At 66.5% G+C, this 23,044-nt stretch carries 24 protein-coding genes, 1 tRNA gene and 1 other RNA gene; 16 read left to right on the top strand and 10 right to left on the bottom strand.

Going from position 1 to position 23,044, the window contains the following annotated elements:
- Window positions 1-53: 53 nt before the first annotated feature.
- Window positions 54-2,213: a ComEC/Rec2 family competence protein gene (locus G9408_RS05715; protein WP_168453047.1), complete on the top strand. Its 2,160-nt coding sequence runs from the start codon at window positions 54-56 to the stop codon at window positions 2,211-2,213.
- On the opposite strand, the gene lexA is transcribed toward G9408_RS05715, so the two are convergent.
- From lexA to moaC, 3 genes are all read right to left on the bottom strand, one after another.
- A complete protein-coding gene (gene lexA / locus G9408_RS05710; RefSeq protein WP_168453046.1) occupies window positions 2,167-2,850 on the bottom strand; it encodes a transcriptional repressor LexA in 684 nt (227 codons plus the stop codon). The genes G9408_RS05715 and lexA overlap by 47 nt on opposite strands.
- A 66-nt stretch (window positions 2,851-2,916) precedes the next feature.
- On the bottom strand, window positions 2,917-4,107 hold the full coding sequence (locus tag G9408_RS05705; protein WP_168453045.1) for a molybdopterin molybdotransferase MoeA: 1,191 nt from the start codon (window positions 4,105-4,107) through the stop codon (window positions 2,917-2,919).
- Window positions 4,104-4,577 (bottom strand): cyclic pyranopterin monophosphate synthase MoaC, encoded by a 474-nt coding sequence (moaC, locus tag G9408_RS05700; RefSeq protein WP_168453044.1) that lies wholly within the window; start codon window positions 4,575-4,577, stop codon window positions 4,104-4,106. The genes G9408_RS05705 and moaC overlap by 4 nt, the downstream gene beginning before the upstream one ends.
- A gap of 370 nt (window positions 4,578-4,947) precedes the next feature.
- Here moaC and ffs point away from each other — a divergent pair.
- From ffs to G9408_RS05645, 11 genes are all read left to right on the top strand, one after another.
- An RNA gene (ffs, locus tag G9408_RS05695) (signal recognition particle sRNA small type) lies at window positions 4,948-5,045 on the top strand.
- A gap of 92 nt (window positions 5,046-5,137) precedes the next feature.
- Complete coding sequence (locus G9408_RS05690) at window positions 5,138-6,172, top strand: hypothetical protein (protein WP_168453043.1); 1,035 nt, start codon at window positions 5,138-5,140, stop codon at window positions 6,170-6,172.
- Between the two features lie 39 nt (window positions 6,173-6,211).
- The gene (locus tag G9408_RS05685) at window positions 6,212-7,924 is read left to right on the top strand and encodes a DNA polymerase III subunit gamma/tau (RefSeq protein WP_168453042.1); all 1,713 of its coding nucleotides are present in this window, start codon (window positions 6,212-6,214) and stop codon (window positions 7,922-7,924) included.
- Window positions 7,921-8,256 (top strand): YbaB/EbfC family nucleoid-associated protein, encoded by a 336-nt coding sequence (locus tag G9408_RS05680; protein WP_120215986.1) that lies wholly within the window; start codon window positions 7,921-7,923, stop codon window positions 8,254-8,256. The genes G9408_RS05685 and G9408_RS05680 overlap by 4 nt, the downstream gene beginning before the upstream one ends.
- Window positions 8,257-8,506: 250 nt before the next feature.
- Entirely contained in the window at window positions 8,507-10,903 is a 2,397-nt protein-coding gene (gene lon / locus G9408_RS05675) for an endopeptidase La (protein ID WP_168453041.1), read from the top strand.
- 167 nt (window positions 10,904-11,070) lie between these two features.
- Window positions 11,071-11,343: an HU family DNA-binding protein gene (locus G9408_RS05670; protein ID WP_088441614.1), complete on the top strand. Its 273-nt coding sequence runs from the start codon at window positions 11,071-11,073 to the stop codon at window positions 11,341-11,343.
- A 160-nt stretch (window positions 11,344-11,503) separates the two neighbouring features.
- Window positions 11,504-11,578: transfer RNA gene (locus G9408_RS05665), tRNA-Val, on the top strand.
- A gap of 88 nt (window positions 11,579-11,666) precedes the next feature.
- Complete coding sequence (locus G9408_RS05660; RefSeq protein ID WP_120215988.1) at window positions 11,667-11,975, top strand: hypothetical protein; 309 nt, start codon at window positions 11,667-11,669, stop codon at window positions 11,973-11,975.
- A 115-nt stretch (window positions 11,976-12,090) separates the two neighbouring features.
- Window positions 12,091-12,756, top strand: a complete 666-nt coding sequence (locus tag G9408_RS05655) for a response regulator transcription factor (protein ID WP_120215989.1) — start codon at window positions 12,091-12,093, stop codon at window positions 12,754-12,756.
- Between the two features lie 113 nt (window positions 12,757-12,869).
- Window positions 12,870-14,174 (top strand): sensor histidine kinase, encoded by a 1,305-nt coding sequence (locus G9408_RS05650; RefSeq protein WP_168453466.1) that lies wholly within the window; start codon window positions 12,870-12,872, stop codon window positions 14,172-14,174.
- 161 nt (window positions 14,175-14,335) lie between these two features.
- Entirely contained in the window at window positions 14,336-15,217 is an 882-nt protein-coding gene (locus G9408_RS05645; protein ID WP_168453040.1) for an OmpA family protein, read from the top strand.
- Window positions 15,218-15,269: 52 nt separating this feature from the next.
- Here G9408_RS05645 and G9408_RS05640 read toward each other — a convergent pair whose 3' ends face one another.
- Together G9408_RS05640 and G9408_RS05635 are read right to left on the bottom strand one after the other, a co-directional pair.
- Window positions 15,270-15,965, bottom strand: coding sequence for a glutathione S-transferase N-terminal domain-containing protein (locus tag G9408_RS05640; RefSeq protein WP_168453465.1), 696 nt, complete (start codon window positions 15,963-15,965; stop codon window positions 15,270-15,272).
- On the bottom strand, window positions 15,962-16,249 hold the full coding sequence (locus G9408_RS05635) for a chorismate mutase (RefSeq protein ID WP_120215991.1): 288 nt from the start codon (window positions 16,247-16,249) through the stop codon (window positions 15,962-15,964). The genes G9408_RS05640 and G9408_RS05635 overlap by 4 nt, the downstream gene beginning before the upstream one ends.
- Before the next feature lie 104 nt (window positions 16,250-16,353).
- Here G9408_RS05635 and G9408_RS05630 point away from each other — a divergent pair, with 104 nt between their 5' ends.
- The 4 genes from G9408_RS05630 to G9408_RS05615 all read left to right on the top strand — a co-directional run bounded on the left by G9408_RS05630 (window position 16,354) and on the right by G9408_RS05615 (window position 20,720).
- Window positions 16,354-17,367 (top strand): polyprenyl synthetase family protein, encoded by a 1,014-nt coding sequence (locus G9408_RS05630; RefSeq protein ID WP_168453039.1) that lies wholly within the window; start codon window positions 16,354-16,356, stop codon window positions 17,365-17,367.
- A gap of 162 nt (window positions 17,368-17,529) precedes the next feature.
- The gene (locus tag G9408_RS05625) at window positions 17,530-17,910 is read left to right on the top strand and encodes a DUF1801 domain-containing protein (RefSeq protein WP_235957477.1); all 381 of its coding nucleotides are present in this window, start codon (window positions 17,530-17,532) and stop codon (window positions 17,908-17,910) included.
- Entirely contained in the window at window positions 17,910-20,372 is a 2,463-nt protein-coding gene (gene hrpB / locus G9408_RS05620) for an ATP-dependent helicase HrpB (RefSeq protein WP_168453038.1), read from the top strand. Before G9408_RS05625 ends, hrpB begins: the two co-directional genes overlap by 1 nt.
- 69 nt (window positions 20,373-20,441) lie before the next feature.
- Window positions 20,442-20,720: an ETC complex I subunit gene (locus G9408_RS05615; RefSeq protein WP_168453037.1), complete on the top strand. Its 279-nt coding sequence runs from the start codon at window positions 20,442-20,444 to the stop codon at window positions 20,718-20,720.
- Between the two features lie 90 nt (window positions 20,721-20,810).
- Here the strand turns inward: G9408_RS05615 and G9408_RS05610 are convergent, their stop codons facing one another.
- The 5 genes from G9408_RS05610 to G9408_RS05590 all read right to left on the bottom strand — a co-directional run bounded on the left by G9408_RS05610 (window position 20,811) and on the right by G9408_RS05590 (window position 22,868).
- Window positions 20,811-21,026, bottom strand: a complete 216-nt coding sequence (locus G9408_RS05610; RefSeq protein WP_120215994.1) for a DUF4170 domain-containing protein — start codon at window positions 21,024-21,026, stop codon at window positions 20,811-20,813.
- Between the two features lie 81 nt (window positions 21,027-21,107).
- Entirely contained in the window at window positions 21,108-21,473 is a 366-nt protein-coding gene (locus G9408_RS05605; protein WP_120215995.1) for a hypothetical protein, read from the bottom strand.
- Window positions 21,457-21,867, bottom strand: coding sequence for a DUF3618 domain-containing protein (locus G9408_RS05600; protein ID WP_168453036.1), 411 nt, complete (start codon window positions 21,865-21,867; stop codon window positions 21,457-21,459). The genes G9408_RS05605 and G9408_RS05600 overlap by 17 nt, the downstream gene beginning before the upstream one ends.
- Window positions 21,851-22,225: a phage holin family protein gene (locus tag G9408_RS05595; RefSeq protein ID WP_328804390.1), complete on the bottom strand. Its 375-nt coding sequence runs from the start codon at window positions 22,223-22,225 to the stop codon at window positions 21,851-21,853. Before G9408_RS05595 ends, G9408_RS05600 begins: the two co-directional genes overlap by 17 nt.
- A gap of 97 nt (window positions 22,226-22,322) precedes the next feature.
- Window positions 22,323-22,868, bottom strand: coding sequence for a hypothetical protein (locus G9408_RS05590; RefSeq protein WP_137869936.1), 546 nt, complete (start codon window positions 22,866-22,868; stop codon window positions 22,323-22,325).
- Window positions 22,869-23,044 lie beyond the last annotated feature (176 nt).

Raw genomic sequence — 23,044 nt, 5'->3', positions numbered from 1 at the left:
CCTCTTTCACTCAATTTGCCGCGCGTCGCGGCGGCGTTCGGGGAGCCCCTAGCATGGCGACAAGACAGCTTCAAACGCCCATTGCCCCGCGCCGTGGCAGTCGCTGGGAAGCGCTGGGCGACACCATCGAGCTGCGGCTCGAGGCAGAGCGCGAGCGGATCGCGTTGTGGCTTCCCGCCGCGCTTGGCGCCGGGATCGCGCTGTGGCTGGCGCTGCCGACGGCGATGCACTGGATCGGGTCGCTGCTGGCGCTGGGCGCAGGGGCGCTGGCAGGCGGCATGATCGGCTGGGAGCGGCGGCTGGGCCGCGCAATCGTCATCGGCTGCGGTGTCATGGCGACCGGTATCCTGCTCATCTGGGGGCGTGCGCTGTGGGTTGCGGCGCCGGTGCTGGCGCAGCCGGTCACCACCAGCTTTTCAGCCGAGGTCGAGCGCGTTGACGCGCAACCGGCGCGCGGACAGGTGCGGTTGATCGTCCGTCCCCACGCGCGCGCCGACCTACCGCCGCGATTACGCGTGACGGCGAGCGAAGAGCAGGCCGCCGGGGTCATCCCGGGCGAGCGGATCGGCCTGCGGGCGCGATTGATGCCGCCACCGACCGCCAGCCTGCCCGGCGGCTATGATTTCGCCCAGCGCGCCTGGTTCGACCGACTGGGCGCGGTCGGGACGGTGATCGGCGACATCGGCCGCGCGCCCGGTGCGGGCCAGGGGCCGCCGCCGCTGCGGGCGCGGTTGACACGGCATATCCACGAGCAGGTCGACGGGTCGGCTGGGGGCGTCGCGGCTGCGCTGGTAACGGGCGACCGCGGCGCGATCAGCGAGGCCGATGACGAGGCGATGCGGCGCAGCGGGTTGGCCCATTTGCTGTCGATCAGCGGACTGCATGTGACGGCAGTGGTCGGCTTTACGATGCTGCTGTCGATGCGGTTGCTCGCACTCAGTCGGCGATTGGCGCTGCGGGGCTGGGTGCTGCCGCTCGCCGCCGCCGCCGCAGCGCTGGCGGGCGGCGGCTACACGCTGCTTGCCGGGGCCGAAGTGCCGACGCTGCGGTCGTTCATCGCGTCTTTGCTGGTGATGGTAGCTTTTCTGATGGGGCGAGAGGCAATGACGCTGCGGCTGGTGGCGGCGGGGGCGTTGCTGGTGATGCTGTGGCGGCCAGAGGCGCTGGCGGGGCCGAGCTTTCAGCTCAGCTTTGCCGCGGTCACCGCGATCGTGGCGCTCCACGAAAGCCGCTGGATGCGCGCCTATGTCGCGCGGCGCGAGGAGCCGTGGGTGTTTCGGTTGGGCCGCGGCGTGGGAGCGCTGATCCTGACCGGACTGGTCGTCGAGGCCGCGCTGGCGCCGATAGCGCTGTTCCATTTCCACAAGGCGGGCCTCTATGGCGCGCTTGCGAATGTGGTCGCGATCCCGCTGACGACCTTTGTCATCATGCCCGCCGAAGCCTTGGCGCTGATGTTCGACAGCATCGGTCTTGGCGCGCCTTTCTGGTGGATTGCCGAAGAAGCCCTTAACGCACTGATTGGATTGGCGCATTGGGTGGCCTCTGCCCCAGGCGCCGTCGCTACGTTACCTGTGTTTCCGCCATGGGGATTTGCGATCACGGTGTTCGGCGGGTTGTGGTTTCTGCTCTGGCAAACGCGCTGGCGCCGGGCGGGGCTGATCCCGGTGGCGGTCGGCATGGCGGCGCTGCTTGCCCAGCCGCGCCCCGATCTGTTGGTGACGGGCGACGGCAAGCATATCGCCGCGGCCTTGCCCGATGGCGGCTACGCGCTGCTGCGTGACCGGGCGGGCGATTATGTCCGCGATACGCTGTCCGAGGCGGCGGGGATCGATACGCCGCTGGCGGCGCTCGCCGAGCTCGACCATGTCGAATGCAACCGCGATTTTTGCCGCTGGAGCCAGGGCGAGGGCCCCGCGCGGCGGATCATCCTCACATCGCGCGGGCGTGATCGGATCGAGGGCGCCGATATGGCCGCCGCTTGCGCCGCCGCCGATGTCGTGATCAGCGACCGCTGGTTACCGCGCGAGTGCGTCGGACGCTGGATGACGATCGATCGCGACAGCCTGGCCGAAACCGGTGGGCTGGCGCTCTATCTGGACGATCCGCCCACCGCCGTCAGCGCACTGCGTCGAGCCGATGCGCATCCGTGGCGCCGCCCGCAACAGCTTAGTGGTAACGACGAAGCAATCCCGACAGACGTCCTTGCACGATGACGCGATCGGCGGGATAGCGCTGCGGCTCATAGGCGCTGTTCGCGGGGTCGAGCCGGATCATCGGGCCTTCGCGGCGGAAATATTTGAGCGTCGCGTCCTGCCCGTCGACGAGCGCGACGACGATGTCGCCCTCGCGCGCGGTGCTGGCTTTCTGGATCAGCGCATAATCGCCGTCGAAAATCCCCGCTTCGACCATCGAGTCGCCCGACACTTCGAGCGCATAATGTTCGCCCGCGCCGAGCAGCGCGGCGGGGACGGCGAGGTTGTTGTAATCCTCGAACGCTTCGATCGGGACGCCCGCCGCGATCTTGCCGTGCAGCGGCACCTCGACGATGTCGTTCGCGGCAATCGGCCGCATCGCGGGGGCGGGCTTGCGCAGCGGGACGACATTGTCGCGATCATTGCCCACAGCGGATTTGCTGCCTTCGGGGAGCTTGATCACCTCGAGCGCGCGGGCGCGGTTGGGTAGGCGGCGGAGGAAACCCCTTTCTTCCAAGGCACTTATCAGGCGATGTATGCCCGATTTCGACTTGAGTCCGAGCGCTTCCTTCATCTCCTCGAACGAGGGCGAAATGCCGCCTGCGTCGAGCTTTTGCTGAATGAAGTGAAGCAGTTCATGCTGCTTGGCGGTCAACATCGATCATCCTCCGTCAGGACCAGAACCGGACATAATGAGAACGATAGTGGAACAGAGCGGAACTTGTCAAGCGATGACGATATAGTCAGCCAAGGCGCCCGCATCGCGCGGCGGGGCAGCGATCTCGCGGATCAGCAGCGCGTTCGTGGCGGCGAGCGGCGACGTCCTGCCGCTGTCCTGGCCGATCAGCGGGGTGAGACGGCCCCTCTCGAGTCGCGCACGCAGATAGTCGCGGCGCGCGCCGCCGCCGTCCAACGCGATTGCGAGCGGCGCTTGGTGGATCGCGGGCAAGGGATCGCGCGCGCCGGCGAGATGGCGGACGAGGGGCAGAAGAAACAGCGTCGCGGTGACGAACGCCGACGACGGGTTGCCGGGCAGGCCGAGCAGCGCGGCGTCACCGATCGTTCCGGCGATCAGCGGCTTGCCGGGGCGCATCGCGATCTTCCAGAAATCAATGGTCCCGCCCGCGTCTGCAAGCGCGCCGCGGACATGGTCATGATCGCCGACCGACGCGCCGCCGACGGTGACGATGACGTCGTGACGTCGCGCCAACTCGTTCAAAAGCTTGGTAAGTATGGCGCGGTCGTCGCGGACGTGATGCGGCAGGCTGACGATAGCGGGTTCGCCGGCGAGCATCGCGGCGAGCATCGGGCTGTTGCTGTCGGGGATCTGGCCCGGGGCGAGCGGTCGCCCCGCCTGAACGAGTTCGTCTCCCGTGGTCAGGATCGCAACGCGGGGGCGGCGCCCGACCGCGAGCTGGCCCGCGCCGCTCATCGCCGCGGCGGCAATCGCGCCGGGGGTCAGGCGGGTTCCCGCAGGGAGGAGGCAATCGCCCGCGGCAAAATCGCTGGCCCGCGCGCGAATATGGCGGCCGTGGGCGCCCGGGCCGTCGCCGGTTAGCACCAGCGCGGCGTCAATGGCCGCGACGTCCTCCTGCACGACCACCGTATCGGCGCCGTCGGGAAGCATCGCGCCGGTGAAGATCCGCATCGCTTCGCCTGCGTTCACCCCGCGATCGGGCGCGGTACCCGCGGCGCTTTCGCCGGTGATTGTCCAGGGGCCGGGCAGGTCTTCGAAGCGAATCGCATAGCCGTCCATTGCCGAAAGCGGCGCGGCAGGTTGATCGCGCGCCGCGAGAATATCGTCCGAGGTGTAGCGACCAACACATTCGGAAAAGGATATTTTCTCTGTCGGCAGCGGTTCGCGGAGCGCCAGCAATCGTGCTTGCGCCGCTTCGACCGGCAGCAACGCGCTCATTCGGCGCGCCAGTCGCCCGAACGCCCACCGCTCTTTTCGAGCAGCCGGATATCGCCGATCACCATCGCGCGGTCGAGCGCCTTCGCCATGTCGTAAAGCGTGAGCAGCGCGACCGACGCGGCGGTGAGCGCTTCCATCTCGACCCCCGTCGGACCGTTGGTTGCGGCGGTCGCGGTGACCGCGATGCCATTGGCTTCCCATGCAAAATCGACGCCGACCTTGGTGAGCGCGAGCGGATGGCAGAGCGGGATGAGGTCGGCGGTGCGCTTGGCCGCCATGATCCCGGCGATGCGCGCGGTCGAGAGGACGTCGCCCTTGGGCGCGTTGCCGCTGCGGATCGCCTCCAGCGCGTCCGCCGCCATGCTGATGCGGCCGCTGGCGACGGCGCGGCGCTGGGTGGCGGGTTTCGCACCGACGTCGACCATGTGCGCGGCGCCGGTTTCGTCGAGATGAGTCGGTTTGAGGGTCATGGGAGGAGCGAAGCAAGGTGGGGTGGGAAAGGCAAGGGGAGATGGGGGGGGTGGCGCCAAATGGCCACAAACGACCGATTGCGGACGTAGCCGATCCTCCCCCAACGGGGGAGGGGGACCACCCGAAGGGTGGTGGAGGGGCACAGGAGGTTACCGCAGCGCCGGGCTGGAAGAGCCAAGCGTTCGGGGAACGTCGCAATGGATCACGACTTCGGCGGCAAGGCAAACCGATGGTGCCCCTCCACCAGCTTCGCTGGTCCCCCTCCCCGTTCCGGGGAGGATCGCTCCGTCCGCTTTCCACCCCGAAGCCGACCTAACCCCGGACGATCGAGCCGATCTTGCATTTCCCCTCGACCCCCGCCATATGCGCCGCGGGAGTCGGGCGGACGCAGTCTTCGCCAACCCGGTCAGGTCCGGAAGGAAGCAGCCGCAACGAATTCGCTGCGGGTCGTTCCGGCTCCCACCCTCCAAAACGCACCGCCACCTGTCCGGTACATGCCGGGCCTTGCGTTGACCCAAAAGGCCCGCCAAGCCCCTCTCGGACTTGGTGGGGGATATTCATGCGTCTGTGCGGACTTGTCGTGGCGGCGGTGCTGGCAATGGTGTCGGGGCGGGCGGTGGCGGCGGAACCGATCGTCATGGGATCGGCATTGCCGGAGCTGTGCGGGTTGGCACAAGCGGGACCGTATCGGTTCGGCGCGGCAAGGACTGCCGCGGAGCCAAGTCCCGCTGCCGTGAGGCTCGGCCCTGCCTATGCCCCTTTCACGGGCGCGAATCTCGTGAGGACAAGCTGGTCCGATGCGCTCATGCTGGTCGAATTTCGTGCCAAGATCGCCCAACCGGAAGCGGGACTTGCAGCCGAGGCGGCCGTCGCATCGGCACTCGAAAAGGCCGGTTGGATCCTTGACAATGATGCGCCTCGCGAGCCCGCACCCTCTGCCCCCGAAATTGCCGACGCCAACCGCCTCTACAGCAGGATGATCGGCGGCGACGGAGCGTCGGAGCTACTCTACGCAGGATTGAGCTGGCGTGGCGGGCGGCTGACGCTGGCGTGCGCGCGGGCGGACTTGCTGGCGCTCGACAGACGCGAAGCGGAAGGCTTTCTGCCCGATGACGCGCAGCGCCCCGTGCCGCCGCCGCCCGTAACGGCAACGCCGATTACCGCCGACCAGTGCAAGGACGCGGCAACACGGGATCTGACAGCGGCGGTGTTCGATGGCGGCGCCGACCCCTATGTCGATCAGGTGACCGACCAGCGTGCCTATTGGGACCGGCTGGCACGATGGCTCCGCTGGCGGCTTGAGAAGTCGGGCAAAGCCGATGCCGCACAGCTCGACGAACTGCAGTTTGCGGCGGAGGATGCGAGCCGCGACGATGCGCCCGCCGACCCGCTCGCCGCGGTACTGGGGCTGATCATATCGATGCCGCAGCTCGAGGAGGCCCGGAAATCCAACGATTCTCGCCGAATATGTGAAGCTTATGCCGAAACCGCGACCTTGCTCGCGAGCGACCTGCTCCAGCGAACCGCGCGCTCGAAAGCCCTTGCGGGGGTCTGGACGGCAGAGGCCGCACGGTTGGGTGTCGCACTGGATTAAGCTCTTCGTCTTTCGCGCGGTCGTGGCTAAGACGATGCCATGAGCGATTCCGCCGACGACGAACCGACGATGCTGGGCATGGACCTGCCGGAGACGCCCGCGCCCGCCGCGTCCTCGGGCCCCTACCGCGTCCTCGCCCGCAAATACCGCCCGCAAACCTTTGCCGAGCTGATCGGGCAGGATGCGATGGTGCGCACGCTGGGCAATGCGATCGCGCGCGACCGGCTGGCGCATGCGTTTCTGATGACCGGCGTGCGCGGGGTCGGCAAGACGTCGACCGCGCGCCTGATCGCCAAGGCGCTGAACTGTATCGGCGTCGACGGCCAGGGCGGGCCGACGATCGATCCGTGCGGCGTGTGCGAACCATGCCGTGCGATCACCGAGGGCCGCCATATCGACGTGATCGAAATGGACGCTGCGTCGAACACCGGCGTCGACGATGTGCGCGAGATCATCGAGGCGGTGCGCTACGCCGCGGTGTCGGCGCGCTACAAGATCTACATCATCGACGAAGTGCACATGTTGTCGCGTAACGCGTTCAACGCATTGCTGAAAACGCTCGAAGAACCGCCGCCGCACGTCAAATTCCTGTTCGCGACGACCGAAGTGAACAAGGTGCCGGTGACGGTGCTGTCCCGCTGTCAGCGCTTTGACCTCCGCCGCATCACCCCCGATATGCTGTTCGCGCATTTCAGCGCGATCTTGCAGAAGGAAGGCGTCGAGGCCGAGGCACCGGCGATCTGGCTGATCGCCAATGCCGCCGAGGGCTCGGTGCGCGACGGGCTGTCGATTCTGGATCAGGCAATCGCGCATGCCGATCTAGATGGCGGCGGGATGATCGGCGCGGCGCAGGTGCGCGTGATGCTCGGGCTGTCGGATCGTTCGTCAATTGCCAATCTGATGGCGTCGATCCTGGACGGCGACAGCGGCGGTGCGATCGATCTGGCGCGCGCACAATATGCGCTGGGGATCGAGCCGGTGGCGATGGTGCGCGGGCTGATGGACCTGACCCACGCGGTGACGCTGGCCAAGGTGTCGCGCCATGACGATCCCGCGCTGGCCGAGGCCGACCGCGAACGCATCGGCGACTGGGCGCAGAAGCTGGGGTTCGCGCCGCTCAACCGGTTGTGGCAGCTGCTGCTCAAGGGCCATGACGAGGTGCTGCGCGCGAACAATCCGCTCGAGCATCTGGAAATGCTGTTGCTGCGGGTGATCTATGCCGCGTCGATGCCCGATCCGGGCGAACTGGCGAAGTTGCTGGAATCGGGGCGGCTACCGACGATGCCGCTCGCGGCGCCCGCCGCTGCGCCCGGGGGCGAGACGGCTGCCCTCGCAGCGCCGGTCGCCGAGGCGGCACCGCTGACCGAAAGTCCGGCCACGTCGCTGACGATCGCGCAGATTCACCAATTGCTTGAGAGCAGCGGCAATCATCGGCTGGCGGTGCAGGTGCACGATCATGTGCGGGTCATCGACCTTGCGCCGGGCGAGCTGGTCTTTGCCGCCGACCCGGCGCTGTCCGCCGCTTTTCCGCGCGATCTGGGCGACGCGCTGTTTGCCGCGACGGGCAGCCGCTGGCATGTCAGGGCGGGGGAGGGCGATGCGCGGCCCAGCCTGGGCGAAGTGCGCGCCGCGACCGCCGCCGACAATGATGCGCGGATTCGCGAACTGCCGGTGGTGAAGGCCGCACTGGCGGCTTTTCCCGACGCCAGTCTTGAAGACCCCGCCGACAATCGCCATAAGTCGAACGCATGAAATCGATCGAAGAAATGATGAAGGCGGCGCAGGAAGCCGCTGCCACCGTGCAGGCCCAGATGCAGGAGGCGCAGGCGAAGCTCGACAGCGTCGAGGTCGAAGGCGTCTCGGGCGGCGGGCTCGTGCGGATTTTGGCGAGCGCCAAGGGCCGGATCAAGTCGATCAGCATCGACGACAGCCTGATCGTTCCTTCGGACAAACAGATGCTCGAAGACCTGCTCGCCGCCGCGTTCAATGACGCACGCGAAAAGGCCGACCGGGCGAGCAACGAAGAAATGGGCAAGATGACCAGCGGCCTGCCGCTGCCCCCGGGTTTCAAGCTGCCGTTTTGAATTCAACCGTTCGTCCTGAGGAGGGACTGAGCCTGTCGAAGGCCCGTCTCGAAGGATCCCGCGCTGCGAGCATCCTTCGAGACGCCATATCGACGAGCTCAATGGCTCCTCAGGACAAACGGGGAAGGGTTCTATGCTCTTCCCGTTCAGCACTCCGACATTGAATGCGTGCGAAGTTACGCCATATTAGCGAGGAACACCCTATAAGAGGGGCGGTGCGTCCGGTCGTGGCGCCCGTCCAGGAGCCGTAATGACGCAATCTTTTCCCCTGCTGCCGCTGCGTGACATCGTCGTTTTCCCGCACATGATCGTGCCGCTGTTCGTCGGGCGCGACCGCTCGGTCGCCGCGCTCGAGACCGCGATGGAAAGCGACAAGGAAATCTTCCTTGTCGCCCAGCTCGATCCGGGCGAGGACGATCCGCAGCGCGAAGACCTGTACGACGTCGGCGTCATCGCGACCGTGCTGCAGCTGCTCAAGCTGCCCGACGGCACGGTTCGCGTGCTGGTCGAAGGCAAGGAGCGCGCCAAGCTGGTCGCGCTGACGAATGACGACAAGACGGTGATGGCGAGCGTGAAGCCGATCGCCGACACCGTCGACGACAGCGTCGATACCGCCGCACTGATGCGTTCGGTGGTCGATCAGTTTGAAAATTACGCCAAGCTCAACAAGAAGATGCCCGCCGAAACCGCGGTGCAGCTGTCGCAGATCGACGACGCTTCGCGCCTTGCGGACTCGGTGGCGGGCAACCTCAATATCAAGGTGTCCGACAAGCAGGCGCTGCTCGTCGAAGATACGCCGTCGAAGCGGCTCGAAATGGTGTTCGCCTTCATGGAGGGCGAACTCGGCGTGCTGCAGGTCGAAAAGAAGATCCGCGGCCGCGTGAAGCGCCAGATGGAAAAGAGCCAGCGCGAATATTACCTCAACGAACAATTGAAGGCGATTCAGCGCGAACTCGGCAACGACAATGGCGAGGGCGGCGACGACCTCGCTGAATTGCAGCAAAAGATCGACGGCATGAAAATGTCGAAGGAGGCAAAGGCCAAGGCGAACGCCGAGCTGAAGAAGCTGCGCGCCATGGCGCCGATGTCGGCCGAAGCGACGGTGGTGCGCAATTATCTCGACACGCTGATCGGCCTGCCGTGGGGCAAGAAGTCGAAGCTGAAAAAGGACATCGCCGCGGCGCAGGCCGTGCTCGACGACGACCATTATGCGCTCGAAAAGGTCAAGGATCGGATCGTCGAATATCTGGCCGTGCAGGCGCGCACCAACAAGCTGAAGGGGCCGATCCTGTGCCTCGTCGGCCCGCCGGGCGTCGGCAAGACCAGCCTTGGCAAGAGCATCGCCAAGGCGACCGGGCGCGAATTCATTCGTCAGTCGCTGGGCGGCGTGCGCGACGAGGCCGAAATCCGCGGCCACCGCCGCACGTACATCGGTTCGCTGCCGGGCAAGATCGTCACCAACCTGAAAAAGGCGGGGACGATGAACCCGCTGTTCCTGCTCGACGAAATCGACAAGCTGGGCCAGGATTTCCGCGGCGATCCCGCGTCGGCGCTGCTCGAAGTGCTCGACCCCGAACAGAATACGAAGTTCCAGGATCATTATCTGGAAATCGACGTCGACCTCAGCGACGTGATGTTCGTGACCACCGCGAACTCGCTGAACCTGCCGCAGCCTTTGCTCGACCGCATGGAGATCATCCGGCTCGAAGGCTATACCGAGGACGAGAAGGTCGAGATCGCCAAGCGTCACCTGATCGCCAAGCAGATCGAGGCGCACGGGCTGAAGAACGGCGAATTCGAGCTGACTGAGGAAGGCCTGCGCGACCTGATCCGCTATTACACGCGCGAAGCGGGGGTTCGCACCTTGGAGCGCGAGATCGCCAAGCTTGCGCGCAAGGCGCTGCGCCGCATTCTCGAAGGCAAGGTGGAAAGCGTTACGATTACGCCCGACAATCTTTCGGACTTCTCGGGCGTGCGCAAATATCGCCACGGCATGGGCGATCTGGAGGACCAGATCGGTGCCGTCACCGGCCTGGCCTGGACCGAGGTCGGCGGCGAATTGCTGACGATCGAAGCGGTGACCGCATCGGGCAAGGGCCAGGTGCGGACCACCGGCAAGCTCGGCGAAGTGATGACCGAATCCGTCCAGGCGGCGCTGTCGTTCGTCAAGGCGCGGGCGCCGAGTTACGGGATCAAGCCGAGCCTGTTCGCGCGCAAGGACATCCATATCCACTTGCCCGAAGGCGCGGTGCCCAAGGATGGCCCGTCGGCGGGCGTCGGCATGGTCACCGCCATGATTTCGACGCTGACCGGCATTGCGGTGCGCCGCGATGTCGCGATGACCGGCGAAGTCACGCTGCGTGGCCGCGTGCTGGCGATCGGCGGCCTCAAGGAAAAGCTGCTCGCGGCGCTGCGCGGCGGGATCAAGACCGTGTTGATCCCCGAAGAAAATGAAAAGGATCTGGTCGAAATCCCGGCGAATATCACCAGCGGGTTGAAGATTATTCCGGTCAGCCACGTCGATCAGGTGCTGGCGGAAGCGCTGGTCAGCCCGGTCGTGCCGATCGAATGGACCGAGGCGGACGAACTCGCCGCTTCGCCGCCGCTGGCGCCGGGAACGGACCCCGAGACGACGATTCGCCACTGACGGCGGCGGATCGACGTCTCGCAGCCCTGCTTTTCGTCGCAAAATCGTCGTTTAACCGCCGTTTTCGCCCTTTTTTGCTTTGACAAGGCGGGGCGAAACGGCGTTAGTGGCGCCCCATGGCATGACCATGAATCATTCAATCAACCAAAAGCAGGGGTTCCTTAGGCATGAACAAACAAGACCTGATCGCCGCCGTCGCTGACTCGAGCGGCCTGACCAAGGGTGACGCGAGCAAGGCGGTCGAAGCCGTTTTCGAAGCGATCACGGGTTCGCTGAAAAAGGGTGGCGAAGTTCGTCTCGTTGGTTTCGGCACGTTCGCAGTCAGCAAGCGCAAGGCATCGACCGGTCGCAACCCGCGCACCGGCGAAACGATGACTATTGCGGCATCGAACCAGCCCAAGTTCAAGGCCGGCAAGGCGCTCAAGGACGCGGTCAACTGATTGGCCAGCCCTTTGGGTGAGAATATTTCAGGCCGCGGCGCAAGCTGCGGCCTGATTTGCATCCGGACGGCCATTTCGGCGAAATCGCCGTTGCAATCATCGGCGCAGCGGCTATGGACGTCCGGCTTTCGGGCGTCGGACATTCGGTCGATCCCCGGACGGGCGCGTAGCTCAGTGGTAGAGCACACCCTTCACACGGGTGGGGTCGCAGGTTCAATCCCTGCCGCGCCCACCATGGCCCGGTCGACCCGACGCACAAGCGAAACGCCAGCTGACCGGACCATTCATCGCCTATTCAATGCCTTTGCATTAGAGAGACGGCCATGACCCGTACCCTGATCTTCTCGCTCATTTCGGCCCTGCTACTGTCCGCAGGCGCACCCGCGGCCGCGCGCGGCAATCGCGATCAGGATCATCTGCGCGATGCGGCGGCGCAGGGGCAGGTCATTCCGCTCAACCGGCTGATCGCCGAAGTCCGTTCGCGCGCGCCTTATAGCGAGATGACCTATCTCGGCGGGCCGCAGTTCGACGCGGGCCGGATGATCTATGCGCTGAAGTTCATGGACGGCAGCCAGGTCGTCGTCGTCTATGTCGATGCCCGCACCGGCCGGATCGTCGGCCGCAAACCCTGAAGCTTCCGAAATCGCCGACGCGCTTCGCAACGACATTTTGCGATGATCGTTCGGACTTGATACACAGTCGAAACATGCGGCCGGGGTCACCGGTCCGCCAAGGAAAGGCGTCCGAATGCGGATCTTGATTGTCGAAGACGAACCCACCCTCGGCCCGCAGCTAAAGGCGACGCTGGAAGCGACAGGTTATGCCGTCGATCTGGCGACCGATGGCGAGGATGGTCATTTCCTCGGTTCGACCGAAAATTACGATGCCGCGATCCTCGATCTGGGCCTGCCCGAAATCGACGGGCTGACGGTGCTCGACCGCTGGCGCCGCGAAAAGCGCAATTTCCCGGTGCTGGTGCTGACCGCGCGCGACAGCTGGTCGGACAAGGTCGCGGGGCTGGATGCCGGCGCCGACGATTATCTGGCCAAGCCGTTCCAGACCGAAGAACTGATCGCCCGCCTGCGCGCGCTCATTCGCCGCGCCGCCGGCAATGCGTCGAGCGAACTGACCGCGGGCGACGTGCGGCTCGACACCCGTTCGGGCCGCGTTACGCTGGCCGGCGAAGCGGTCAAGCTGACCGCGCAGGAATATAAGCTGCTGTCCTATCTGCTCCACCACAAGGGCAAGGTGGTGTCGCGCACCGAACTGATCGAGCATATTTACGATCAGGATTTCGACCGCGATTCGAACACGATTGAAGTGTTCGTGACGCGTATCCGCAAAAAGCTGGGCGCCGACATCATCACGACGATCCGCGGTCTGGGTTACCAGCTCGACGATCCGCAGGGCTGAACCGTTCGGCCATGGCCGATATGGACTCCAGTACGACAGGCGTCACGGCCCGCGAACCGGTGGAAAAACCTGTCGCGCTGACCAGCCGCATCACCGGATCGCTGGCGCGGCGCATGATCGCGATCGCGGCGCTGTGGATTTCGGTGCTGCTGATCGGCGGTGGTTTCGCGCTCGATCGCGTGCTCACCGGCGCGATCACACGCAATTTCGATTCCAGCCTCGAATATGTGCTGATCGCGATGATCCGCTCGTCCGAAATCGGCCCCGATGGCGAGGTGCGGCTGGTCGAGCCGCTCGGCGACCAGCGATTCCTGGAACCGTACAGCGGCCTTTACTGGCAGATCAGCGGCGGCAATCAGGAACCCTATCGCTCGCGGTCCTTGTGGGAACGGTCGCTGAAGGCGCCGACGCCGCATATCGACGACCAGATCCACACCTATGACAGCACCCAGTTCCCTGACGAGGAGCTGCGCGTGCTCGAACGCAATGTCATCCTGCCGGGCAGCAAGGTCAGCTGGCGCTACCAGATCGCGCAGTCGCGCGAGGCGCTGGACGCCCAGGTCGGCGCGGTGCGGCAGACGCTGATCCCCAGCCTGGCGCTGCTCGGGCTCGGGCTCATCATCCTTGCCGCGCTTCAGACCTTTTACGGCCTCTGGCCGCTGCGGCATATCCGGCGCGCGATCGCCGCGATGCGCGGCGGGCAGAATCGCCGTGTCGATGCGCCGCTGCCGCTGGAAGTGCAGCCGATGGTCGACGAACTCAATGCGCTGCTCGCGCATAACGAGAAACAGGCCGAGGAGGCGCGGCTGCACGCAGGCAATCTGGCGCACGCGCTCAAGACCCCGCTCACCGTGCTGCTCAACAGCGCGACCAGCCAGACCTCGCCGCTCGCCGACACGGTGCGGCGCGAGGCCGCGACGATGCAGCGACAGGTCGAACATCATCTGGCGCGCGCGCGCGCGGTCGGGCGTCGGGGTGCGGCGCAGGCGCGCGCCAATGTCCGCGAAAGCGTCGACAGCGTGACGCGCGCGGTGGCGCTGCTCTATCCCAAGGTCCGGCTCGACGCGGCGGGCGACAAGCAGCTGGTGGCGCGCGTCGAACGCCAGGACCTTGATGAACTGGTCGGCAATCTGCTCGAAAATGCCGCGAAATATGGGGGCGGCAGCGTGTTCGTCACCATCCAGCGCGACGGGGCGATGGCGGAGATACTGGTCGAGGACGACGGCCCGGGCATCTCGCCCGCCGACCGCACGCGCATTTTCGATCGCGGCGTCCGCCTCGACAGCGGCAAGCCCGGTACCGGGCTCGGCCTCGCGATCGTGCGCGACGTCGCCGAAATCTATGGCGGCAGCATTGCGCTCGAAGAGAGCGACGATCTGGGCGGGCTGCTGGTGCGGCTGCGGCTGCCGGCGGGCTAAACGCCCCCAAAATTCCCGCGATGCGGGGCGCTTTCCATCGGTTCACCGCACAATCCGCCCATATTGTCTGCGCAAACGAACGTCCCGTCTTGCCGGGCGAACCGAGTTGCAAGAAGGGGCGACGGGAATTCGCGGGGGCGGCTCACTGAAGGAGTAGGGTCATGCTTACCGTTTCCAAAAGACCAAAGACTTTGTTGTTCCTCACCGCGCTGGCCGCTGCGACGCCGGTCGGCCTTGCCGCGCAATCGCAAGAGGCACCTGCCGACGGCGACGTCATGGCGACCGTCTATGGCACCCTGCCGACCCCCGACCAGATGACCAAGGGGCCGCAGGTTGAAGGCATCATCTCGGCGCGCAGCGATGGCCGGATGCGGATCCGCACCGCCGATGGCAATGACACGACGATCGCGATCGCCGACTATACCAAGATCAAGGCCAAGGGCGGCTTCCTGGGGCTCAGCAGCAACAAGCTGGCCGCGGACTCGCTGCTCAACGGCCTGCCGGTCACCGTTGATACCCTGCAATGGGATGGCGGCCTGGTTGCGAGCGAGGTTGACCTCAAGAGCAAGGATCTGCGCACCGCGTCGATGATCCGTACCGGCACCGACCAGCGCTTTGCCGAGCAGACCGCCGCAACCGAAGCGCTGCGCAGCCGCGTCGGCGACATCGATCAATATAATGTCAAAAGCACGATCAACGTGAATTTCGACACCGGCAAGGCGATCCTGTCGCCGCAGGCCAAGGCCGACCTCTGTTCGACCGCCACCCAGGCCGAAGCGATGGACAATGCACTGCTGCTCGTCGTCGGTTACACCGATTCCACCGGCAGCGAGGAATTGAACCAGGCGCTGAGCGAAAAGCGCGCGGGCCGCGTCGTCAATCACCTGCAACAGGCGTGCGGCTGGAAGCCCTATCGCATGCTGACCCCGACCGGCATGTCCGAAGCCGATCCCGCGGCGGACAACAGCACCCCCGAAGGCAAGGCGATGAATCGCCGCGTCGCGGTGAATGTTCTCGTCAGCAAGGGGCTGGACGGGATGTAAGCGAACGCGCCGGGGGCGGGTAGAACCCGTCCCCGGCCGTGCTTCGAAAAGCTCAAGTCGCAGTCACAACCAAGCCGCGCTGCACCGCCGGCCGCGCAAGGCCCGCATCCAGCCAGCGCTGAACCTGCGCGAAACGGTCGAAACCGACGATCTCGGCGGCCTCGTAAAAGCCGATCAGGTTCCGGACCCAGCCGAGCAGCGAGATGTCGGCGATGCTGTAATCGTCACCCATCACCCACGACCGATCGGCCAGCCGCGCATCGAGGACGCCGAGCAATCGCGTCGATTCGGCCGCATAACGGTCGCGCGGACGCTTGTCCTCATATTCGCGCCCGGCGAATTTGTGGAAAAAGCCGAGCTGGCCGAACATCGGGCCGACCCCGCCCATCTGCCACATCACCCATTGGATCGTTTCGTATCGCGCCCCGGGATCGGCGGGCAGCAATTGTCCGCATTTTTCGGCCAGATAGATCAGGATCGCCCCCGATTCCCACAGCGCCAGCGGGTTGCCGCCGGGGCCCTCGGGGTCGTAGATCGCCGGAATCTTGCCGTTTGGGTTGAGCGCTAGAAAGGCCGGGTCATGGCTTTCGTTCGCCATGATGTCGATGCGGTGCGGCTCGTAAGGAAGGCCGGTTTCTTCGAGCATGATGCCGACCTTGACCCCGTTCGGCGTCGGGGCCGAGAAAAGCTGGAGCCGGTCGGGATATTGCGCGGGCCATTTCGTGAAGATCGGATGATCCACCGTCAGACGTCCTGCTCGCGCTTGGCCTGCTGGTGATGGCGGATCACTTCTTCGATGATGAAGCGCAGGAATTTTTCGGTGAAATCGGGGTCGAGGTCGGCGTCGCGCGCCAGGCTGCGCAGCCTTTCGATCTGCCGTTCCTCGCGGCCCGGATCGGCGGGCGGCATGCCTTCGCGCGCCTTCAGCTCGCCAACCGCCTTGGTGACCTTGAACCGTTCGGCCAGCATATAGACCAGCGCCGCGTCGATATTGTCGATGCTCTGGCGGTAACGGCTCAGTTGGTCGGTCATGCGCGGCTCCTCTCGTGCCCGGCCCGCTTGGCACCGGCGAGGGGGCGCTGGCAAGCCGAAAGTCGTTGCAAAATCGTGGCCGCGCCGCCAAGGCTCGCCGCATCATGACTGCCGAAATCCACCAGCTCCACGGCGACCGGCCCCCCTCGCTCGATCCGATGATGGCGCTTGTCGCCGCCGATATGAACGAGGTGAATTCGGTCATTCTCGACCGCATGCAGTCCGAAGTGCCGCTGATCCCCGAACTCGCGGGGCATCTGATCGCGGGCGGCGGCAAAAGGATGCGGCCGATGCTGACGCTCGCCTGCGGCAAGCTGCTCGATTATCCCGGGCGGCGCCATTGCAAGCTGGCGGCGGCGGTCGAGTTCATCCACACCGCGACCTTGCTCCACGACGACGTCGTCGACAAATCGGACCTTCGCCGCGGCCGCAAAACCGCAAACATCATCTGGGGCAACAGCGCGTCGGTGCTGGTCGGCGATTTCCTGTTCAGCCGCGCGTTCGAGGTGATGGTCGAGGACGGATCGCTGAAGGTGCTCAAGATTTTGAGCCGCGCCTCGGCGGTGATCGCCGAGGGCGAGGTCAACCAGCTCTCCGCGCAGCGCCGCATCGAAACCAGCGAAGATCAATATCTCGCGATCATCAACGCCAAGACCGCCGAACTGTTCGCCGCGGCGTGCAAGATCGCCGCGGTCGTCGCCGAACGCGACGAAGCGACCGAGGCGGCGCTCGACGCCTATGGCCGCAACCTCGGCATCGCGTTCCAGCTCGTTGACGACGCGATCGACTATGTTTCGGACGCCGAAACGATGGGCAAGGGCGTCGGCGACGATTTTCGCGACGGCAAGGTCACATTGCCCGTCATCCTCGCTTATGCGCGCGGTAACGCCGAAGAACGCGAATTCTGGAAACAGGCGATCACCGGTCACCGGACGTCGGATGAGGATCTTGCCCACGCCACCCGCCTGCTGCGCCAGCATGGCACGATCGACGATACGCTGGCGCGCGCGCGCCACTATGGCCAGCGCGCGGTCGACGCGATCGGCGGCTTCCGTGCCAGCCACGCCAAGGCGGCGCTGACCGAGGCGGTCGCCTTTGCGGTTGCGCGGGCTTATTAGATTCTTGGTAATCCCTCCCCTTCAGGGGAGGGCAGCGAGACTTGCCAGCTTGCTGGCTTAGTCGCAGCGGGTGGGGTCCAGCGGCCTTGCGCAAGGCCGACGGCCCCCACCCCAACCCCTCCCCTGAAGGGGAGGGGCTTTGCGGGGGAACGGACGATGCCGATGATGGGCCCAGCAGCGGAAACCCCCGATGCCTATATCGCCGCCCTCTCGGGCTGGCAGCGCGAACGCTCCGAAATGATGCGCGACGCGATCCTCTCCGCCGCGCCCTTTTCCGAAACGATCAAATGGACGAACCTGGTGTTCATGGCGAACGGCCCGTGCATCCTGATCCGCGCTGAGGAACACCGCGTCCTGCTCGGCTTCTGGCGCGGCAAGCGGCTGCGCGATGTCGAGCCGCGGATCAAGGCGAGCGGCAAATATGAGCTCGGCAATCTGGCGCTGACCGAAGCGACCGGGGTCACCGCGGACCAGGTCGCGACGCTCGCCGCCGAGGCTCACCGCCTCAATATCGAACTCGGCAACCCGGCGGCGCGGACCTGATGCAGCTGCTGCCGATCGATCAGGTGTTGCCCGATATTCTCGCGGCGCTGATCCTGAAACCCAATGCCGTCGTCGTTGCGCCGCCGGGGGCGGGCAAGACGACGCGCGTTGCCCCCGCGCTGCTCGATCAACCCTGGTGCAAGGGCGCGGTCTGGCTGCTCTCGCCGCGCCGCCTAGCCGCGCGCGCCGCCGCCGAACGGATCGCCGAGGAGATGGGCGAAGCGGTTGGCGGCAAGGTGGGCTATGCCACGCGCCTCGACAGCAAACAGTCGGCGGCGACACGGCTGCTGGTGATGACCCCGGGGCTGTTTCGCAATCGCATTCTTGCCGATCCCGAACTGGCGGACGTGTCGGCGGTGCTGTTCGACGAGGTCCACGAACGCAGCCTCGACGGCGATTTCGCGCTCGCGCTGGCGATCGATGCGCAGCAGGGGCTGCGTGACGATTTGCGGCTGGTCGCCATGTCGGCGACGCTCGACGGCGCGCGGTTCGGCGCGCTGCTTGGCAATGCGCCGGTGGTGAAAAGCGAAGGCAAGATCTTCCCGCTCGAGCTCCGCCACATCGGTCGCCGCGCCGAGGATCGGCTGGAGGCGAGCGTGCTGGCCGCGGTACGGCAGGCGATGGCGGACGAACCTGAGGGCGATATACTCGCCTTCCTGCCCGGCGCCGCCGACATCGAACGCGCCGCGGTGGCGGTCGAGGCCGCGGGTCTGCCGCTCGTCGTTCACCGGCTGCACGGCCAGATCGATCCGGCGCTTCAGCGGAAAGCGCTCGTCCGCGACCCCGATGGCGGGCGCAAACTGATCCTCGCGACCAGTATCGCCGAAACCAGCCTGACGATCGACGGGGTGCGGATCGTCATCGACGCCGGGCTGTCGCGCCGCCCGCGGTTCGACAAGGCGGCGGGCATCGCGCGGCTGGTCACCGAGCGCGCCAGCCAGGCGTCGGCGACGCAGCGCGCCGGGCGCGCGGCGCGGCAGGGACCGGGGGTGGCGTATCGGCTGTGGGAAGCCGCTGCGACGACGGGCATGCCGCCGTTCGATCCGCCCGAAATCCACGAGAATGACCTGATGCCGGTGGTGCTCGACTGTGCCAGTTGGGGGATCATCGATCCGCGCCAACTCGGCTGGCTCGACCCGCCGTCGCCCGCCGCCATCGCCGAAGCGAAGACGCGGCTGCAGTTGATCGGGGCGCTGGGCGAGGACGGCCGCATCACCGCGCATGGCAAGGCGCTGGCGGCGATCCCGCTGCCGGTGCCGCTCGCGCATATGTTGCTCGACGCCGCGCGCGCAGGGGAGGGCGCGTTGGCGGGGCAGCTGGCGGTGCTGCTCACCGAACCGGGACTCGGCGGGCGCGGCGTCGATGTCGAGGCGCGGCTGGCGCGCTGGCGCGGCCAGCGCGGCGACCGCAGCGAGGGTGCGGTGCGGTTGGCGCGGCGGCTGGCTACGATCGGCGAAAAACTGGCGGCGGGCACGGACGAACTGGCGCCCCGCTCGATCGGCGGCTGGATCGCGACCGCCTGGCCCGACCGGGTGGCGCGTCAGCGCGCCGGACAGCGCGGCGAATATCTCAGCGTCGGCGGCCGCGCCTATCGCATCGACCCGGTCGAAGCGCTGGCGGGCAGCGAATGGCTGGCGATCGCCGACGCGCAGGGCCACGCCGCCGGCGTCCGCATCCTCGCCGCGGCGCCGATCGACCAGGCCGAGGTTGAGGCGATCTTTGCGGACCGGATCGTCGCGCATGCCGCCAGCAGCTATGACGCCGCCAGCGACCGCGTCGACCATCGCCGCGAACGGCGGCTCGGCGCGATCGCGCTGACCAGCGGGCAGGCGGGGGGCGGCGACAATGCCGAGCAGGACATCGCGCTGCGACTGGCGGCGGTGCGCGACAAGGGACTCGGGTTGATCGGCTGGGGACCGGCGGCGCAGGCGCTGCGCCAGCGCGCCTCCTTTGCGGGCATCGATACGCTGTCGACCGGCGCGCTTGCCGACAGCCTCGACCTCTGGTTGCCGCCGCTGCTCGCCGACTGCCGCGGGCTGCGCGACATTGGCGACCGCAAGCTGACCGATGCGTTGATGGGACTGCTCGACTGGTCGGCGCGGCAGTTGCTCGAAAAACATGCGCCCGCCGACTATGTTACCCCGGTCGGCAGCCGCCATCCGATCGATTATGGCGCCGACGGCGGGCCGACGGTCAATGTGCGCGTGCAGGAACTGTTTGGGCTCGCGCGGCATCCGATGGTCGGCGATCCGCCGGTGCCGCTCGTCCTCGCGCTGACCTCACCCGCGCACCGTCCGATCCAGACGACGCGCGACCTGGTCAGTTTCTGGGGCGGCAGCTGGCACGACGTGGCGCGCGAGATGCGCGGTCGCTATCCCAAGCACAGCTGGCCCGACGATCCGGCGGGCGCGCGTCCGACGCTGCTGACCAAGGCGGCGCAGGCGCGGCGCGACGGCGCGTAAGGTTGGCCCTTTTCGGCAAGCCGACAAGCCGCTAAGGCGACCGAAACCAACCAACGCAGGACTGTTCCGATGAAAGCGCGCATCTTCCAGAAACCCAAAAATGCGATGCAGTCGGGGCGTGCCGGGACCGAGCGCTGGATGCTGGAATTTGCGCCCGCCGAAGCGCGCAAGCCCGATCCGCTGATGGGCTGGGCGGGTAGCGGCGATACGCAGCGCCAGATCCGACTGACCTTTGCGAGCCGGGACGAGGCGGTCGCCTATGCGGACCGCAATGGCATCGACGCGGAGGTTGTTGCGCCGCCGGTGCGGACGTTGAAAATTCAGGCTTATGCGGATAATTTCCGGTAAAGGACTATCCGTCGCCCCCGCGAAGGCGGGGGCCGCTAGAGATGTAGCGCAAGGCCGACTGCGGCCCCCGCCTTCGCGGGGGCGACGAAATTACTCGCTGTCCGGCTGCAACAGCTTGTGCAGATGCACCACCACATATTTCATTTCGGCATCGTCGACGGTGCGCTGCGCCGCGGCGCGCCACGCCTTTTCGGCGGTCTTGTAGTCGGGGAACAGGCCCACGACGTCGAGGTTGTGGAGGTCGACAAAGTCGGTGCCCTGCGGATCGCTGACGCGTCCACCGAACACGAGGTGCAATTTGCTCATGGCTGCTTTCCTTGCGGGCTGGCGCTGGGGAAGGGGAGAAGGCGCGGCCCCTAACAGCGCGGCGCCGCTACGGCAAGCCGGTCAATCGTCCTTGCGATCCGCCGAACCGGACTTGGGGAGCAACGACCCGAGCAGCGCGCCGATCGCCACCGCGCCCGCGACCAGTGCCAGCGGCTGCTTTTCGGCGACATCTTTGAGCTTGCTGTTCGCGCGCTTGGCCTGCGCCTTGCCGCGTTCATAGGCTTCGCCCGCGGCCTCGCGCGCGACGCCTGCCTGCTCGCTCGCCTTGGCGGCGAAATCGCCGGTCGCGGCGCGCGCGCGGCCATAGCCGTCCTGGATCCGCGCCTTGGCCGCTTCGGCGGTCAGCCGCGCATTTTCGGCGGTTTTCTCCGCAAGTTCACTCGCTTTCGCGCGGGCATCGCTGGCGGTTTCACTGAACGGCTTCATCGTCATTCTCCACTGGTGCGTCATGGTCGCCGTCGTCGGCGCTGGCCTGATCGGCGGGGGTTTCTTCGGCGGGGCGCAGTCGATCGGCGACCGCATTCGCCATATCCTGAATCTTTTGCGTCAGCCGCGGCGCATGTTCCTTGATCGGTTCGCGCAGCAGCCACGCCACGCCTGCCACCGCAGCGAGCGCGATGGGCAGACGGTTGTTGCGAAACTCCTGCCGCACCGCGTGCGCGGCGTCGTCGATCTTCGCATTCACCCGATATTTGCCGCGATCGACCAAGGCGCCCGGCTTGAACGCCGCCTTGGCGACGTCGAGCCGGCGATAGAGTTCGGCGCGTTGTAGCATCGAGCGGCGCGCGGCGGCGATCAGGCGGTTACGCGTCCGCGGCATCGTCAAATCCTTCGCCGGTCAGATCGCGCCGCAGCGCGGTGCGGATGTCGCCATAGCCGATGTGCGCGCGCCACGCCGCGCCGCCCGCGATGATCAGCAGCACGCTGACCACGATCAGCGTTGCCAGCAGCGGGCCGACGCGCGGCGCCAACACCAATATCGCGCCGAACGCCAGCGCCAGCAGCGCCACGCCCGCCGCGGTTGCGGCCACACCGCCCCAGATCGCCGCGCGGCTGGCGCCGTAAAGCGCCAGCTCGCTCCGCGCCTCGATCAGCGCCAGTTCGGCTTTTGCCGTCGCCGACAGATTGTCGACGACGTCGCCGACAATCTGTTCGAGCGGCACCGGAGGCGGTGCCACGGGCGCGCCATTGGGCGCGTAGCCGTGGCTTATGCCGTCAAAGCTGGGCGCGTCGGGCGTCGGTGGGGTGTGCGGGTCAGGGGATGGCAACGGCCGATCAATCGTTCGAGCCGCCCTTGAGCATCCGGGCCAGCACGAAGCCGATGACGGTGGCGGCGCCAACCGCGATCGCCGGGTTCTTTTTCACCATGTCGCGGGTCGAAGCGGCGAGCTCGTCGAGATCCTTCTTGTCGAGCGAAGTGGCGAGGCCAGCGACGGTCGACGCCGCCGAACGGGCGTAATCACCATATTGCTTGCCGAACTTGCTGTCGACCGTTCCGGCGCTGTCTTCGAGCAGCTTGGCGAGGCTGCCAACGGCTTCGGCGGCCTTGTCCTTGCCCTTCGTCGCGGCGTCGCGCGCCTTCACCGACGCCTGCTTCTTCAGGGCGTTCGCTTCGTCCTTCAGCGAAGCGGCCTTTTTCGATGCTTCGGTCTTGATGGTGTCGCGGGTCGCGGCGATCTGGTCGCGGATCGGGTGGTCTTTTGCGGCCTTCGCGGCAGCGGGCTTGCGCGCGGGCGCAGCCTTGGTCGCGGCGGCCTTGGCAGGCGCTTTGGGACGCGGAGCGGCAACTTTCTTGGTCGCGGGAGTAGCGGCTTTGGCCATGGCGTTGTCCTCTTCTTCTTATGTCGGGCGCCGCAACGGCGAACATCCCTTTGGTCCTGTCTGGATATATAGCAAGGCGCGCCGAATGGTTCCATAGGCGCGCAAAATTCCTATGCATTGTTGCGATTTCCGCGCCGCGCCGATAACAGGCGGGCGCCTTCCCCTACCGCCCTGCC

The sequence above is a fragment of the Sphingopyxis microcysteis genome (assembly GCF_012274265.1).
Lineage (GTDB): Bacteria > Pseudomonadota > Alphaproteobacteria > Sphingomonadales > Sphingomonadaceae > Sphingopyxis > Sphingopyxis microcysteis.
The sequence above is the reverse complement of the archived record's forward strand: the minus strand, read 5'-3'. Positions and strand labels throughout refer to the sequence as shown.